Raw genomic sequence first — 14,895 nt, 5'->3', positions numbered from 1 at the left:
TTTACATGACTCTATATTATATGAAATGCGCATTATTGTAAAAGGACTTCGGTAGTATTTAGTTCAAAATAGTAAAGATATTTTATAATTTTTGTTGTTGCCTATTTTAAATGCAAACGTTGTATTTTCGCCTTTATATTGATGTATAATACTACTTAAGATGATTTTTTAATTAAGGGGAGGCATTATGAATGAGCAATACACTATTATTCCGTAAAGAAGTACCAGATAACCAAAAATGGGACATTACAGATATTTTTACATCTGACGAAGCGTTTTATGCAACTATCGATGAAACGTTAAAGAAAGCTAAAGATTTTAGAAATCAATTTGAAAATCAATTATCAGCTCCCAAATCAATTGAACAAGCTTTAGATGAATATTCACAAATTTTAATTCAAGTTGATCGTATGGCAAATTATGCTGAATTACGTTTAAGTGTTGATACATCAGATGAAGCAGCTCAAACTGTAAACTCAAAATTTAATACTACGTTTGGTAAGATTATCAGTCAGTTAGCTTTTGTTGAATCTGAAATTTTGCAGTTATCTGAAGAAACGTTAAACGATTTCAATAAAAAAACCAAGTACCCACACTTTATTACTAAACTAAAAAATCGCCAACCTTATCAATTGGACCCTAAAGTAGAAGAAGCCTTAGCGAGTCTATCACCTACCCTAGAGGCGCCATTTGAATTGTATGGTATTACTAAGATGCTTGATATACCTTTTAAGTCATTCGAACATAATGGTACGACTTACCCATTAGATTATGCTACTTTCGAAAATGAGTATGAGGATAATGAAGATCCAGAGTTCAGACAAAAAAGTTTTGAGGCTTTTAGCAATGCCTTAAAGAAATATCAGCATACCACTGCTGCAACATATAATATGAAAGTGCAACAAGAAAAGATTGAAGCTGATTTGCGTGGTTATGATTCTGTAATTGATTATTTGTTACAAGAACAAGATGTTACGAGAGAGATGTATAATCGTCAAATTGACGTAATTATGAGCGAGTTAGCACCAGTTATGCAAAAATATGCTAAATTATTAAAGCGAGTACATGGCTTAGAAGTTATGCGTTTTGAGGACCTTAAAATTTCTATCGATCCAAGTTATGAACCAGATATTTCTATTGAAGATTCTAAAGAATATATCTATGGTGCACTTAGCGTTTTAGGTGAGGATTATTTAAATATGGTGGAAAAAGCCTATAATGATAAATGGATAGATTTTGCCCAAAATAAAGGCAAAGATACGGGAGCCTATTGTGCTAGTCCATACTTTACGCATAGTTATGTGTTTATATCTTGGACTGGTAAAATGGCAGAAACATTTGTCTTGGCGCATGAATTAGGTCATGCAGGACATTTCACATTGGCTCAAAAACATCAAAATTATTTAGAATCTGAAGCATCAATGTACTTTGTGGAGGCCCCTTCTACAATGAATGAAATGTTAATGTCTAATTATTTATTCAAAAATAGTAATGACAATCGCTTCAAGCGTTGGGTTATCGGTTCAATGATTTCCAGAACATATTATCACAATATGGTAACACATTTATTAGAAGCTGCTTATCAAAGAGAAGTTTATAAGAGAGTGGACAATGGAGAATCGTTAACTGCCCCACTTTTAAACCAAATTATGCGTGATGTATATAGTGAATTCTTTGGTGATGCAGTGAAACTAACTGACGGAGCGGAATTAACATGGATGAGACAACCACATTACTACATGGGCCTTTATTCATACACGTATTCTGCAGGGTTAACTATTGGAACGGTAATGGCACAACGTATTAAAAATGAAGGTCAACCAGCAGTTGATGCATGGTTAGAGACATTGAAAGCTGGTGGAAGTAAGTCGCCAATAGAATTAGCTAGTACGGCTGGTATTGATATCACTACTGACCAACCATTAAGATCAACGATTAATTATATTAGTAGTTTAGTAGATGAATTAGAATCATTAACAGCTAAAATTGAAGTGCAATAACAGTTATAAGTAAAATTTTAACTTGGCTTGTTAATTATTAAATAATTTGATGATTGACAACAGAAAATAAAAAGATGAGGCCTAGTGATAAATTCACTAGGCCTCATCTTTTTAGTAATAAATTATAAATTTGATGATTCGTACCGTTCGCCAGTAATAAAGTAATAAATATTTTCGGAAATGTTAGTTATGTGATCCCCAATGCGCTCTAAATATCTAGATGCTAATTGTGCTTGTCCTGCTACAAATGGATCATTATCTATTAAATAAGTAGTGTTAACAATGTTTTTGTATAAATCATCGATATCAGCATCTCGTTTAATAATTTCTTTGATCAGTGTAGTATCTCTATATTTAACTGCACTGTTAAGGTCATTCAACATGAGTAACGCTAATTTGCCCATAGTCGTTAAACGTGTCAAAACGTAATTATCTACAAATTTTGCGCGTAATCTAATTTCAGCTATGTTTGCTGCATTATCACCAATACGTTCAAAATCTGAAGCGATTTTTAATGAAGCTATCATTAATCTTAAATCAGCAGCTATTGGCTGTTGTCGCGTGATAAGCATAATTACTTTTTCGTTTATTTCACTTTCGAGTTCGTTTATTTCTTTATCTTTAGCGATAACTTCACGGGCGAAATTGCGGTCATTTTCACTTAATGCTTTTAATGCATTATCTATATTACGGTAAACACGAAGGCCTAAACGGCGCAAATCTTTAACTAATTCATCTAGTTGACCTTCGTATTTTTGTCTAATAATCGCCATATTGTTATATTATCCGAAACGACCTGAAATGTAATCTTCAGTCTGTTTGTCAGACGGGTTAGAGAAGATTTTTTCAGTGTCATCATATTCATTTACATAGCCATTAAGGAAAAATGCTGTTTTATCAGAAACACGCGCCGCTTGTTGCATGTTATGTGTAACGATGATGATTGAGTATTGTTCTTTTAAGTCTTGCACTAATTCTTCAATTTTTAATGTAGAAATTGGATCTAATGCTGATGTAGGTTCATCCATTAGGATAACGTCTGGTTCGATAGCTAACGTTCTTGCTATACAAACACGTTGTTGTTGTCCACCAGATAAACTATAAGCATTGACATTTAATTTATCTTTCAGTTCATCCCAAATTGCAGCACCACGAAGTGATTTTTCAACAATTTCATCTAATACTTTTTTGTTTTTGATACCGTGGATTTTAGGGCCATAAGTAATATTGTCATAAATTGATTTTGGGAATGGATTCGGTTGTTGGAATACCATACCAACATTAGTTCTTAATTTTTCTACAGATTGTTTACTTTCGAAAATGTTAGTGTCTCGATACATTATTTTTCCAGCAGTTTTAACAGATGGGACAAGTTCTACCATTCTATTTAAAGCTTTAATGTAAGTTGATTTACCACAACCTGATGGTCCGATAATTGCAGTTACATTATTTTCTAAAATATCTAAATTGATGTTTTTTAATGCATGGTGCTCACCATACCATAAATCTAAATTTTTAGTAGAGTAAACAATTTTTTTGTCACTATCGCTAGAAGGCTTATTATTATTTTGGATTTCAGGCGTAGTCACTATAGTGTTATTTTGATTCGTTTGTTCATTTAGAATATCTTTATTATTTTCTTTAGTAGTATTTGTCATAATTTAAAACTCCTTTATTAAGCTAGCACATGTTATAAATATCGGATAGTCAGTGAGTTAATATTTTTTGCTGTATTTGTTACGTAAAAAGATTGCGACAGCGTTCATTAGTAATAAGATGATTAGTAATACGATAATTCCTGCTGATGCAACATTTTGGAATTCTTCTTGTGGTAGTTTTGACCAAGTGTAAATATTCATTGGTAATGCTTGGAATTGATCAAAAATACTTGATGGTAATGCGAGTAAAACTGTTGGAATACCTATTAAAATTAATGGTGCCGTTTCCCCTAAGGCACGTGATAAAGCTAAGATAAATCCAGTTAGTATACCAGGTATAGCTGCAGGTAGTATTACATTTTTAATTGTTTGCCATTTTGTTGCACCTAAGCCTAATGAAGCTTCTTTTACAGAATTTGGTACAGATCTAATCGCTTCTTGACTTGCAACAATGATGACTGGCAATATTAGTAGCGTCATTGTTAATGCAGCAGCTATGACTGAATTACTTAACGCAAGTCCTGGTATGCCCATGCCTCGAACAAATATTGTTAGGCCTAATAAACCAAAAACAACTGAAGGGACACCAGCTAAGTTTGAAATACTTACTTTAATAAATTGAGTAAATGCATTATTACTTGCATATTCTTCTAAATATATCGCTGTACCTACACCAAGAATGATTGAGATAGGTATGATTGTAAGCATGAGCCAGATTGTTCCTATTAATCCCCCTTTAACACCTGCCATTGATGGTGTTGAGGAAGAAAAGCTCGTTAAAAACGATGGTGTTAAATGTCCAGCACCTTTAATTAAAATGTCAATTAGTAAAGTTGCTAATACGAGTAAACCTACCATTGTACATGCGAAAAATGCCCATTTATTGATAGTATTTATTTTTAAACGAGTGCCATTACGTTTATCAACAGTTTGTTGATTAACTAATGATTTATACTTACTAGTAGTAACTGTGTTTTGATCAGTTTGAGTCATATTAATACTCCTCTCTGAAACGTTTCGAAATCCAATGAGAGACTAAATTCATAATTAATGTAAATAAGAATAATGTGAATCCTACGGCATAAATACTGTAGTAAACATCTGAACCGAATGTAGCATCCCCTGTTGCTACTTGAACGATATAGCCTGTCATTGTTTGAATTGAACCTGTTAAATCTAATGAAGCTGAAGGCGTACTACCAGCTGCCAATGATACGATCATTGTTTCACCAATAGCACGTGAAATAGCTAAGACAATAGATGCCATAATTCCGGAAATTGCAGCTGGAATTATTACTTTTGTTACTACTTCAAATTTAGTTGCGCCTAGTCCGATTGCCCCTTCACGCATTTTATTCGGCACCGAAGACATAGCATCTTCACTCATACTTGAAATTAATGGGATAATCATGACACCTACTACAAGACCTGGACTGACAGAGTTGAAACTACCAAGTGCAGGAAATACATCTCTTAATATCGGTGTTACAAATGTTAAAGCGAAAAAGCCAAATACAATTGTTGGTATCCCTGATAAAATTTCTAAAATAGGTTTAATTATCGCACGTGCTCTAGATGAAGCAAATTCACTTAAGTAAATAGCTGCTCCTAATCCTAATGGCACTGCTACTATTGTTGCGATAAATGTAATTTTAAAAGTACCTAAAATGAGTGGCCAAATACCGTATTTTGGTGACGAAGAAAATGGATTCCATTCATTTGAAAATAAAAATTGTGTAATTGGTACACGAGTGAAAAATGTTACCGTTTCAGATAACAGTGTTACGATAATGCCAATCGTAGTTAAGATTGAAAAGAAAGCAATTATCCCTAAAATTACAGGTACAATTTTATCGCTCAATCCCTTTTTTTTAGCGTCATTTTCAGCAATCATTTCACTAACAGACATATTCCCTTTCGGCATAATACAACCTTCTTTCTAGTTCCCAAATTAATAAATATATATATAAAACAGTGAAGTTTTATCGAACCGCTGAGTCGTGCAATGGCGATCCGATAAAACTTTCTTTTGATACTATGAGTAATATTTAACTGTAATGCTTAAACACGGTGTTTATTATTTGTCGTCTTTTTTCTTGTCGTCTTTTTTACTGTCTTTGTCTTTGTTATCTTTTTCTAAGATTTTATCAAGTTTATCTTGTTGATCTTTATAATCTTTTTTAGGAAGAGCAACGAATCCAGCGCTTTCAGCTGATTTACCTTCATCTTTTAATAAGAATTTAGTGAAGGCTTGTAAACCTTTATTGTCTTTTAATTTTTCAGCATTTGTGTAAGTGAATAAAGGTCTGCTTAGTGCGTATGAACCGTTTTGAATTGTTTTCTTAGTTGGTTCAGTTAGTTTGCCATTTTCATCTTTGATTTTTACTTCTTTTAATTTATCTTTGTTTTGTTCGTAGAAGTTATAACCAAAGTAACCAATACCTTGTTTGTTATTTTCAACTGATTTTACAATTGTGTTTGTGTCAGCATTTTTGTCTGCTTTGATATCACCTTTGTCCATGATTTCTTCAGTGAAGAAGTCGAAAGTACCATGTGATTGGTCAGGTGAGAAAGCTTTGATTTTTTTAGCTGGCCATTTAGAATTAACATCTTTCCAAGTTTTAGCTTTACCAGAATAAATTTCTTTTAATTGTTTTTTGTCTAATTCTTTAACGAAATCGTTATCTTTGTTAACTGTTATAGTTACGCCGTCTTGCGCGATTTTAAATTCGTTATATTTGATACCTTTTTCTTTTAATTTTTGTTTTTCTTCAGGTTCGATCGGTCTAGAAGCATTTGAGAAGTCAGTGCTTCCTGCGATGAATTTTTCAAAGCCGCCGCCTGTACCTGCTGTACTATTTGAAACAGTTACATTTGGATAATCTTTCGCGAATTTTTCGTTCAGTTTTTCAATGATTGGCCCTACTGTTGAAGAACCATCGCCTTTAACTTTTCCTTCAACATCTTTGTGTTTGTCAGAGCTACCATTACCACCACCACAAGCACCAAGTAATAATGAAGCACCAACTATTGTAGAACCTACTAATTGCCATTTTTTCATTGAAACATCCTCCTAAATAATTAAAATAACTTTGTGTTATATGATTACGTGTCTTATATTACAGGTTGTTTATTAACTACAAATTTATTTAATGTAAATGTTTTGTAAAATGTATATTTTGTAGATATGAACTAAAAATTTAATTACAAAATATAAAAAAACACGCCTCTCATTTATTGAGAGACGTGTTTTTGGAGAAGCAGTGATTAGTCTTCTAATCTACTCCATCCTTTTTTAGTTAATTCAATTTTACCAGTTTCAATGTTGATGATTTTATTCTTATAGAGATGACCAATTGCTCGTTTAAAAGATCCCTTACTCATGTTAAAGACTTCTTTTATAGCTTCAGGACTTGATTTATCCCAAAACGGTAACTCTCCATTATATTCTACAAGTAAATCAAAAATAATTTGGCCATCTTCATCTAGACGTTCATGTGATAAAGGTAAAAATGAGCCGTTCAGCTCTCCTTTTTCATTGTGACCAATGATACGGACGTTTACGAGTTCACCTAAACGCGGTTCAGATTTACGTTCTGATTCATGTACAAAAATTTTGTAACCGTCTTTAGAAAGTAAAAAGCTCCCAATTCTTAATAAGCGATATGGACGTGCTTCAAGAACCTCGTTTTGTTTACTATCGTCATTTACAGGTGTGAATGTATTTTCGACGATTGTTTCTGTAGCAAGTCGTGCAAACATATTATTCTCACTATCGATACGCAACGTAACAAATAAGTAATCGCCATTCGTTGGCCATAGAGATTTAACTTTTGGTAAATCTTCCCATGGAATGAGAACTTCTCTTGGTAATCCAACGTCAACATGTGCGCCGTCTCTATCAGTCTTTAATACTTTTACAAAATTATATTTATCCGTTGTAATATCAGGCATATTTTGTGTGGCGAATAAATCTCCTGAACGGTTTGGGTAGATAAAGAAACTATATTCTTCCCCTACTGCTAATTCATCTTCTTCATTAACTTCTGATTGATTTAATTTAACTTCTTCATTACTAGGTCCTTTTAACATATAAGTAGAACCTTGCAAGCCGACAACTTCTAAAAATTCTATTGTGCCTACTATATCTTTTTCGTCTCGTGCCATAATTGTCTCCTTCGCACATATTTATTCTTCCATATTATAACATGGTATAGATGATGAAGCATTAACACATTTAACAAAGGTCGAAACTACTGTTTAAATATGTTATAATTTGTCCGTTAGAATAACGATAAAAGGAGTAAGTGCATGTTACAAGTTACTGATGTAAGTTTACGATTTGGTGATCGTAAATTATTCGAGGATGTAAATATTAAATTTACTGAAGGCAATTGTTACGGATTAATTGGAGCGAACGGTGCAGGTAAATCAACGTTCCTTAAAATACTTTCTGGGGAATTAGATGCTCAAACTGGTCACGTTTCTATGGGGAAAAATGAACGTTTAGCAGTATTAAAACAGGATCACTTCGCATATGAAGACGAACGTGTATTAGACGTTGTCATTAAAGGTCACGAAAGACTTTACGAAGTTATGAAAGAGAAAGACGAAATTTATATGAAGCCAGATTTCAGTGATGAAGATGGTATTAAAGCCGCTGAACTTGAAGGTGAATTTGCCGAAATGAACGGTTGGAATGCTGAAGCGGATGCTGGTTCCCTACTTTCAGGTCTAGGTATAAGTGCAGACTTACAAGACAAAAATATGTCTGAATTAGAAAATAACCAAAAAGTAAAAGTGTTATTAGCGCAAAGTTTATTTGGCGAACCAGATGTATTACTTCTTGACGAGCCTACCAATGGTCTTGATATTCCAGCGATTAGTTGGTTAGAAGACTTTTTAATTAATTTCGAAAACACTGTTATTGTTGTGTCACACGATAGACACTTCTTAAATAATGTATGTACGCATATTGCTGACTTAGACTACGGTAAAATTAAAGTCTACGTCGGAAATTATGATTTCTGGTATCAATCAAGCCAACTAGCAATGAAAATGGCTCAAGAACAAAATAAGAAAAAAGAAGAAAAAATTAAAGAGCTACAAGATTTCGTTGCACGCTTCTCTGCTAACGCATCTAAATCTAAACAAGCTACAAGTAGAAAGAAACAACTTGAAAAAATCGAACTAGATGATATTCAACCTTCTTCACGTAGATATCCATTTGTAAAATTCACACCAGAGCGTGAAATCGGTAATGATTTATTATTTGTTGAAAACGTATCTAAAACAATTGATGGTGAAAAAATATTAGATAATGTTTCATTTACTATGAATCCAAATGATAAAGCCGTTTTAATTGGGGATAGCGAATTTGCTAAAACTACATTATTGAAAATTTTAGCTGGTGAAATGGAACCTGACGAAGGTACTGTTAAATGGGGTGTAACAACTTCACAAAGCTATTTCCCTAAAGACAACTCAGACTACTTCGAAAACGTGAATATGAATTTAGTCGATTGGTTAAGACAATACGCACCTGAAGACGAACAGACTGAAACTTTCTTACGTGGTTTCCTTGGTCGTATGTTATTTAGTGGCGAAGAAGTTAAGAAAAAAGCTAGCGTTTTATCAGGTGGCGAAAAAGTACGTTGTATGCTAAGTAAAATGATGCTATCTAGTGCAAATGTGTTGCTATTAGATGAGCCAACAAACCATTTAGACTTAGAAAGTATTACAGCTGTCAACGATGGCTTGAAATCATTTAAAGGTTCAATTATCTTTACTTCTTATGACTTTGAATTCATTAACACAATTGCTAATCGTGTCATTGATTTAAATCAACCAGGTGGATTATCAAAAGAAATTTCATATGAAGCATATTTACAAGAAACTGGCGTATTAACTAACGCGTAGTATATCTAAATTATATAGGGCAAATTCTATTACGAGATAATAGAATTTGCCCTTTTTATAGTTGTTTTGTACTTGCTCTTGTAGATGATGTAAGAATATATATCCCCTACTTGCGTTTATAAATTGATAAACATGAAAGCAAGTTAGTTTTATTTTTAAAAATATAATTATATAATAACTTTTAACTTGAATATTGGAGGACGATACAGTGGAAAATTTATATATGTTAGATGGACAAGTATTACCGGTTTTAGGTTTTGGTACATATAAGTTAAATGGGACACAAGGTGTACATGCAATAGTAAATGCATTAAATAATGGTTATCGTTTATTAGATACTGCCTATAATTATGAAAATGAAGGCACTGTGGGTAAAGCAATTGAAAATAGCCATGTATCTAGAGACCAAATAATAGTGACATCTAAATTACCTGGCCGTTATCATGATTATGATTCAGCAATGGTGGCAATCCAAGAATCTATTTATCGTCTAAATGTAGAATATATTGATTTATATTTAATTCATTGGCCTAACCCTAAACAAGGCAAATATGTTGAAGCTTGGCGTGCATTAATCGACGCTCAAAAAGCTGGTTTAATTAAGTCAATTGGTGTGTGTAACTTCTTACCAGAACATATTGATACATTAGAAAAAGAAACTGGTGTGTTACCTACTGTTAACCAAATTGAGCTTCATCCATTCTTCAACCAAAAAGATGTGCTAGAATACCATCAAGAAAAAGGTATTATTATCGAGGCTTGGAGCCCACTAGGTAGAGACGTTAATATTATGAATCATGAAGTTATTCAACAAATAGCTGAAAAGTACAATAAAACGACAGTACAAATTATTTTAAAATGGCATATTCAAAATGGTGTCGTCCCTATTCCTAAATCAGCATCAAACGTTAGACAGTTACAAAACATAGACGTATTTGATTTCTATTTAGAAAGTGAAGATTTAGCACAAATCGATGCGCTTTCTAAAGAAGACGGCAGACGTAAAGATCAAAACCCTGCTGAATATGAAGAGTTTTAATTAAAAGCAACGCAAAAATTTAATTTTATTGAAGATTTACATTTTAAAATAGCTTAGAATTATCAGTAAATTAAAAAAATTCACAGTTGGCAGTTTACAGCTATTAACGTTATATGTATAATGTGAAACATAACCAATTTAATAAGAATTAGATGAGGCGCATCAATCATTAGTAAATATTAGAACAAACTACCTGCTAGTAGCTAATTTTGAAAGGGTGAGATGCCGAAGTGACGATAATAGCAGCTTATCGTTCATTGGACTTTATGGTTAAGAGCTAAGAGTCTGTCATTATTTTAAAATAATGGAGTGCATCACTTGTATATAAATTACGAGCAAGTTCGCATTCTGAACTTGTTCTTTTTTTATATGATTTGTGATTCTCCCCTAGTCATTTGAGGAGGATAAAGTAAGTGAATAGAAGTGTTTTAAAGTTTGGCGGTTCGTCCGTCAGTGATTTTACGAAAATTAGAAATATTGCGGAAATGTTGAAACTTAGAGTTGAAAACAACGAACAACTTATTGTTGTCGTAAGTGCTATGGGAAAAACCACTGATCAATTAATGGAAAATGTCAGTGCAGTTACTGAAAACCCTAAAGATGAAGAATTAGCATTGTTATTAACCACTGGTGAACAACAAACAGTGTCATACCTTTCCATGATGCTAAACGATTTAGGCGTAAATGCTAAGGCAATGACTGGCTATCAAGCTGGTATTAAAACGGTTGGCCATCATTTGAAAAGTCGTATAGCAGAAATTAATCCTGAAACGTTTAACCAGTCGTTCGAAACAAACGATGTACTTGTAGTAGCAGGTTTCCAAGGTATCAATGATTCATTTGAATTAACGACGTTAGGTCGTGGTGGTTCAGATACAACCGCTGTAGCTTTAGCGGCGAGTAATCAGACCCCTTGCGAAATTTATACCGATGTTGACGGCGTCTATGCTACTGACCCGAGAGTTTATAAACAAGCCAAACGTTTATCTTACGTTTCTTATGAAGAAATGATGGAAATGAGCGCGCTTGGTGCGGGTGTATTAGAGACAAGAAGTGTAGAGCTTGCAAATAATTATGATATTCCTATTTATTTAGGGAGAACATTATCTAACGTGAAAGGAACATGGATTATGGCCCAATCAGATTTATTAGAGAAAAAAGCAGTAACTGGCGTGGCATTGGATACACATATGATGCACGTTACAATCAGTTACCCACTACCAGACAATAAACTATTAACACAATTATTTACTAAACTAGAAGAAGGTTCTGTCAATGTAGATATGATATCTCAAATAGTAAATTTAGAAGGTTTACAGATGTCATTTACAATAAAAGATACAGATGCAATTCAAATTACGAATATTCTAGAGAAATTATCAGAAGATTTTAACGCCTTAGACTTCAAGATAAATGAAGAATACGTTAAAATTTCACTAATTGGCTCTGGAATGAGAGATATGTCAGGTGTTGCTTCAAAAGCATTTATGACATTGATAGCTAATGATATTCCATTTTATCAAACGACAACATCAGAAATTAGTATTTCTTACGTTATCGACGCTATGAATGGCGAGCGTGCGGTTGCAAATTTATATGAAGCATTCGATATTTAAATAATAAAATAAGACAGAATTTTTTAAAAATTAAAATACTGGAGTGTATATAATATGACAAAATTAGCAGTAGCAGGAGCAACAGGATTAGTAGGAAGAAAAATGTTAGAAACACTTGATAGAAAAAATGTAGCATTTGATGAATTAGTTTTATTTTCATCAGCTAGATCAGCTGGTGCTGAAGTTGAATTTCAAGGTAAAACTTATACTGTACAAGAATTAACAGAAGCAGCGGCTAGCGAACCTTTTGATTTCGTATTAATGAGTGCAGGTGGAAGTACAAGCGCCCACTTCTCTCCTATTTTCGAACAAGCAGGCGCAATTGTAATAGATAATTCTAGTCAATGGAGAATGACTGAAGGCATTGATCTAATTGTGCCAGAAGTTAATGAACCTGTTTTGAATCGTAAAATTATTGCAAATCCAAACTGTTCAACAATCCAATCCGTTGTACCTTTAAAAGTATTACAAGATGCATATGGCATTGAAAGAGTAGCTTATACAACTTATCAAGCCGTATCAGGATCTGGTGTTAAAGGGAAACAAGATTTAGCTGAAGGTGCGAATGGTAAAGAACCTGAAGCATATCCACATCCAATTTATAACAATGTTTTACCACATATCGATGTCTTCTTAGAAGATGGATATACTAAAGAAGAACAAAAAATGATAGATGAAACACGCAAAATATTAAAAGATGACGCATTAAAAGTTACAGCTACTTGTGTACGTGTTCCAGTACAAGACAGCCACAGCGTGCATATGAGTGTTACATTAAATAAAGAAACTACAGTAGAAGCTATTCAACAATTATTCAACCAAGATGATCGCGTCGTACTCGTGGACAATCCAGCCAACAACGAATATCCATTAGCAATTCATTCTACAGGTAAAGACGAAGTTTTCGTTGGTCGTATTCGTAAAGATGATACGTTAGATAATACTTTCCATGTATGGTGTACTTCAGACAACTTATTGAAAGGTGCAGCACTTAATGCCGTACAAATTTTAGAACAAGTAATGAGTCTGAAAGGAGTTAAATAATATGACACATATTTTTGAAGGTGTAGGTGTAGCCTTAACTACCCCATTCACACATAATGAAATTGATTATAATGCACTAAGAAAACATGTGAATTATTTAATTGATAACGATGCAAAATCTATCGTGGTTAATGGGACAACAGCAGAGAATCCTACTTTAACTGAAGAAGAAAAAAATCAAGTGTTAGAAGAAGTTGTAAATACAGTAAATGGCCGTATTCCAGTCATAGCTGGCACAGGTACGAATAGTACGCAAAAATCGATACAAGCATCTGTTAAAGCTAGAGAGTTAGGTGCTGATGCGATTATGTTAATCACACCTTATTACAACAAAACAAATCAGCGTGGCTTAATTAAACATTTTACTACTATTGCCGATGCGGCGAAATTACCAGTCGTATTATACAACGTCCCTTCTCGTACGAATATGACAATTGAAGCAGACACAGTAGTTGAATTAAGCAAAAATGAATATATTGTGGCATTAAAAGATGCTACTAATGATTTTGATTATTTAGCAACACTTCAACAACAATTAGATTTAGAGAACTTTGCGTTATATAGTGGTAACGATGATAATATCGTTCGCTATTTCAATGAAGGCGGTCATGGTGTTATTTCAGTAGTCGCAAATGTTATACCTAAAGCAATACAAAATTTATACGAAACAAGTCAACAAAATGGTGAAGTTGAAGCAGCATATCAACCTATTGGCACACTTTTAGATGCGCTTTCCGTTGACGTAAACCCAATACCTATCAAAGTTTTAACGACTGTTGAAGGATTTGGAAATTATGAAGTACGCCTTCCTTTAGTTACTTTAGAGGATGATGATAGAAAAGCTTTAGAAGATGCATATAATCAATACAAAGCAGGTGACAACGTATGAAGATACTCCTAATCGGTTATGGCGCTATGAATGAACGTGTAGCAAGGTTAGCTGAAGAAAAAGGTCATGAAATTACGGGTGTTGTAGTTAGGGATAGTAGTAAATCATATCCCTACCCCACCTTTGATAAAATTTCAGAAGCAACCGAAGCTGATGTAGCCATTGATTTCTCAAATCCTGAATTATTATTACCATTATTAGACGATTCTTTTGAACTACCTTTAGTTATTGCAACTACTGGTGAAAAAGAAACGATTATTAGTAAATTAGAAGAATTAAGTAAACGTATGCCTGTATTCTTTAGTGCAAATATGAGTTATGGCGTACATGCGCTTACTAAAATTTTAGAAGCAGCAGTTCCACTCTTACAAGATTATGATATTGAATTGACTGAAGCACATCATAATAAAAAAGTAGACGCACCGAGTGGTACATTAGTTAAACTATACGACGTAATTAAATCGTTAAGAGATCAAACGACGCCGGTCTATGACCGCCATGAAAACACAGAAAAAAGAAAGCCAGAAGAAATTGGCATTCATGCTAAACGTGGTGGTACTATAGTAGGTGAACATGAAGTATTATTTGCTGGCATCGATGAAACAATCGAAATTACCCATCGTGCACAGTCAAAAGATATTTTTGCTAATGGAGCCATTAGTGCAGCAGAAAGATTAATCAACAAGTCAAATGACTTCTATACATTTGATAATTTATAAACAATAAGGAG

Annotated in this window: 13 protein-coding genes and 1 riboswitch; of the genes, 7 read left to right on the top strand and 6 right to left on the bottom strand. The window is 33.4% G+C overall.

Going from position 1 to position 14,895, the window contains the following annotated elements; translation table 11 throughout:
* Positions 1-191 precede the first annotated feature (191 nt).
* Complete coding sequence (gene pepF, locus ISP08_RS07230) at positions 192-2,000, top strand: oligoendopeptidase F (protein WP_195718181.1); 1,809 nt, start codon at positions 192-194, stop codon at positions 1,998-2,000.
* 122 nt (positions 2,001-2,122) lie between these two features.
* Here the strand turns inward: pepF and phoU are convergent, their stop codons facing one another.
* The 6 genes from phoU to cvfB form a co-directional block, all read right to left on the bottom strand.
* Positions 2,123-2,773 (bottom strand): phosphate signaling complex protein PhoU, encoded by a 651-nt coding sequence (gene phoU, locus ISP08_RS07225; RefSeq protein ID WP_195718180.1) that lies wholly within the window; start codon positions 2,771-2,773, stop codon positions 2,123-2,125.
* A 9-nt stretch (positions 2,774-2,782) separates the two neighbouring features.
* Positions 2,783-3,658 carry a phosphate ABC transporter ATP-binding protein PstB gene (gene pstB, locus ISP08_RS07220; protein WP_048793411.1) on the bottom strand — a complete coding sequence of 292 codons (876 nt, stop codon included), beginning with the start codon at positions 3,656-3,658 and terminating at the stop codon, positions 2,783-2,785.
* Between the two features lie 57 nt (positions 3,659-3,715).
* Entirely contained in the window at positions 3,716-4,651 is a 936-nt protein-coding gene (gene pstA / locus ISP08_RS07215) for a phosphate ABC transporter permease PstA (protein WP_195718179.1), read from the bottom strand.
* A 1-nt stretch (position 4,652) separates the two neighbouring features.
* The gene (gene pstC / locus ISP08_RS07210; protein ID WP_411847781.1) at positions 4,653-5,567 is read right to left on the bottom strand and encodes a phosphate ABC transporter permease subunit PstC; all 915 of its coding nucleotides are present in this window, start codon (positions 5,565-5,567) and stop codon (positions 4,653-4,655) included.
* Between the two features lie 168 nt (positions 5,568-5,735).
* Complete coding sequence (locus tag ISP08_RS07205) at positions 5,736-6,719, bottom strand: PstS family phosphate ABC transporter substrate-binding protein (protein WP_048793414.1); 984 nt, start codon at positions 6,717-6,719, stop codon at positions 5,736-5,738.
* Positions 6,720-6,925: 206 nt separating this feature from the next.
* On the bottom strand, positions 6,926-7,825 hold the full coding sequence (gene cvfB, locus ISP08_RS07200) for an RNA-binding virulence regulatory protein CvfB (RefSeq protein WP_195718177.1): 900 nt from the start codon (positions 7,823-7,825) through the stop codon (positions 6,926-6,928).
* 144 nt (positions 7,826-7,969) lie between these two features.
* Between cvfB and ISP08_RS07195 the strand changes: the two genes are divergently transcribed.
* The 6 genes from ISP08_RS07195 to dapB all read left to right on the top strand — a co-directional run bounded on the left by ISP08_RS07195 (position 7,970) and on the right by dapB (position 14,884).
* Positions 7,970-9,577 carry an ABC-F family ATP-binding cassette domain-containing protein gene (locus ISP08_RS07195; protein WP_195718176.1) on the top strand — a complete coding sequence of 536 codons (1,608 nt, stop codon included), beginning with the start codon at positions 7,970-7,972 and terminating at the stop codon, positions 9,575-9,577.
* A gap of 223 nt (positions 9,578-9,800) precedes the next feature.
* The gene (locus ISP08_RS07190; protein WP_229294094.1) at positions 9,801-10,616 is read left to right on the top strand and encodes an aldo/keto reductase; all 816 of its coding nucleotides are present in this window, start codon (positions 9,801-9,803) and stop codon (positions 10,614-10,616) included.
* Between the two features lie 144 nt (positions 10,617-10,760).
* Positions 10,761-10,939, top strand: a riboswitch (Lysine riboswitch).
* A 90-nt stretch (positions 10,940-11,029) separates the two neighbouring features.
* Positions 11,030-12,232 carry an aspartate kinase gene (locus ISP08_RS07185; protein WP_048793924.1) on the top strand — a complete coding sequence of 401 codons (1,203 nt, stop codon included), beginning with the start codon at positions 11,030-11,032 and terminating at the stop codon, positions 12,230-12,232.
* A gap of 54 nt (positions 12,233-12,286) precedes the next feature.
* Entirely contained in the window at positions 12,287-13,276 is a 990-nt protein-coding gene (locus tag ISP08_RS07180) for an aspartate-semialdehyde dehydrogenase (RefSeq protein ID WP_195718175.1), read from the top strand.
* 1 nt (position 13,277) lies between these two features.
* Positions 13,278-14,165: a 4-hydroxy-tetrahydrodipicolinate synthase gene (gene dapA, locus ISP08_RS07175; protein ID WP_195718174.1), complete on the top strand. Its 888-nt coding sequence runs from the start codon at positions 13,278-13,280 to the stop codon at positions 14,163-14,165.
* The gene (gene dapB / locus ISP08_RS07170) at positions 14,162-14,884 is read left to right on the top strand and encodes a 4-hydroxy-tetrahydrodipicolinate reductase (RefSeq protein WP_195718173.1); all 723 of its coding nucleotides are present in this window, start codon (positions 14,162-14,164) and stop codon (positions 14,882-14,884) included. Before dapA ends, dapB begins: the two co-directional genes overlap by 4 nt.
* Positions 14,885-14,895 lie beyond the last annotated feature (11 nt).

The organism is Staphylococcus lloydii (genome assembly GCF_015775975.1).
Classification (GTDB): Bacteria; Bacillota; Bacilli; order Staphylococcales; family Staphylococcaceae; genus Staphylococcus; species Staphylococcus lloydii.
The sequence above is the reverse complement of the archived record's forward strand: the minus strand, read 5'-3'. Positions and strand labels throughout refer to the sequence as shown.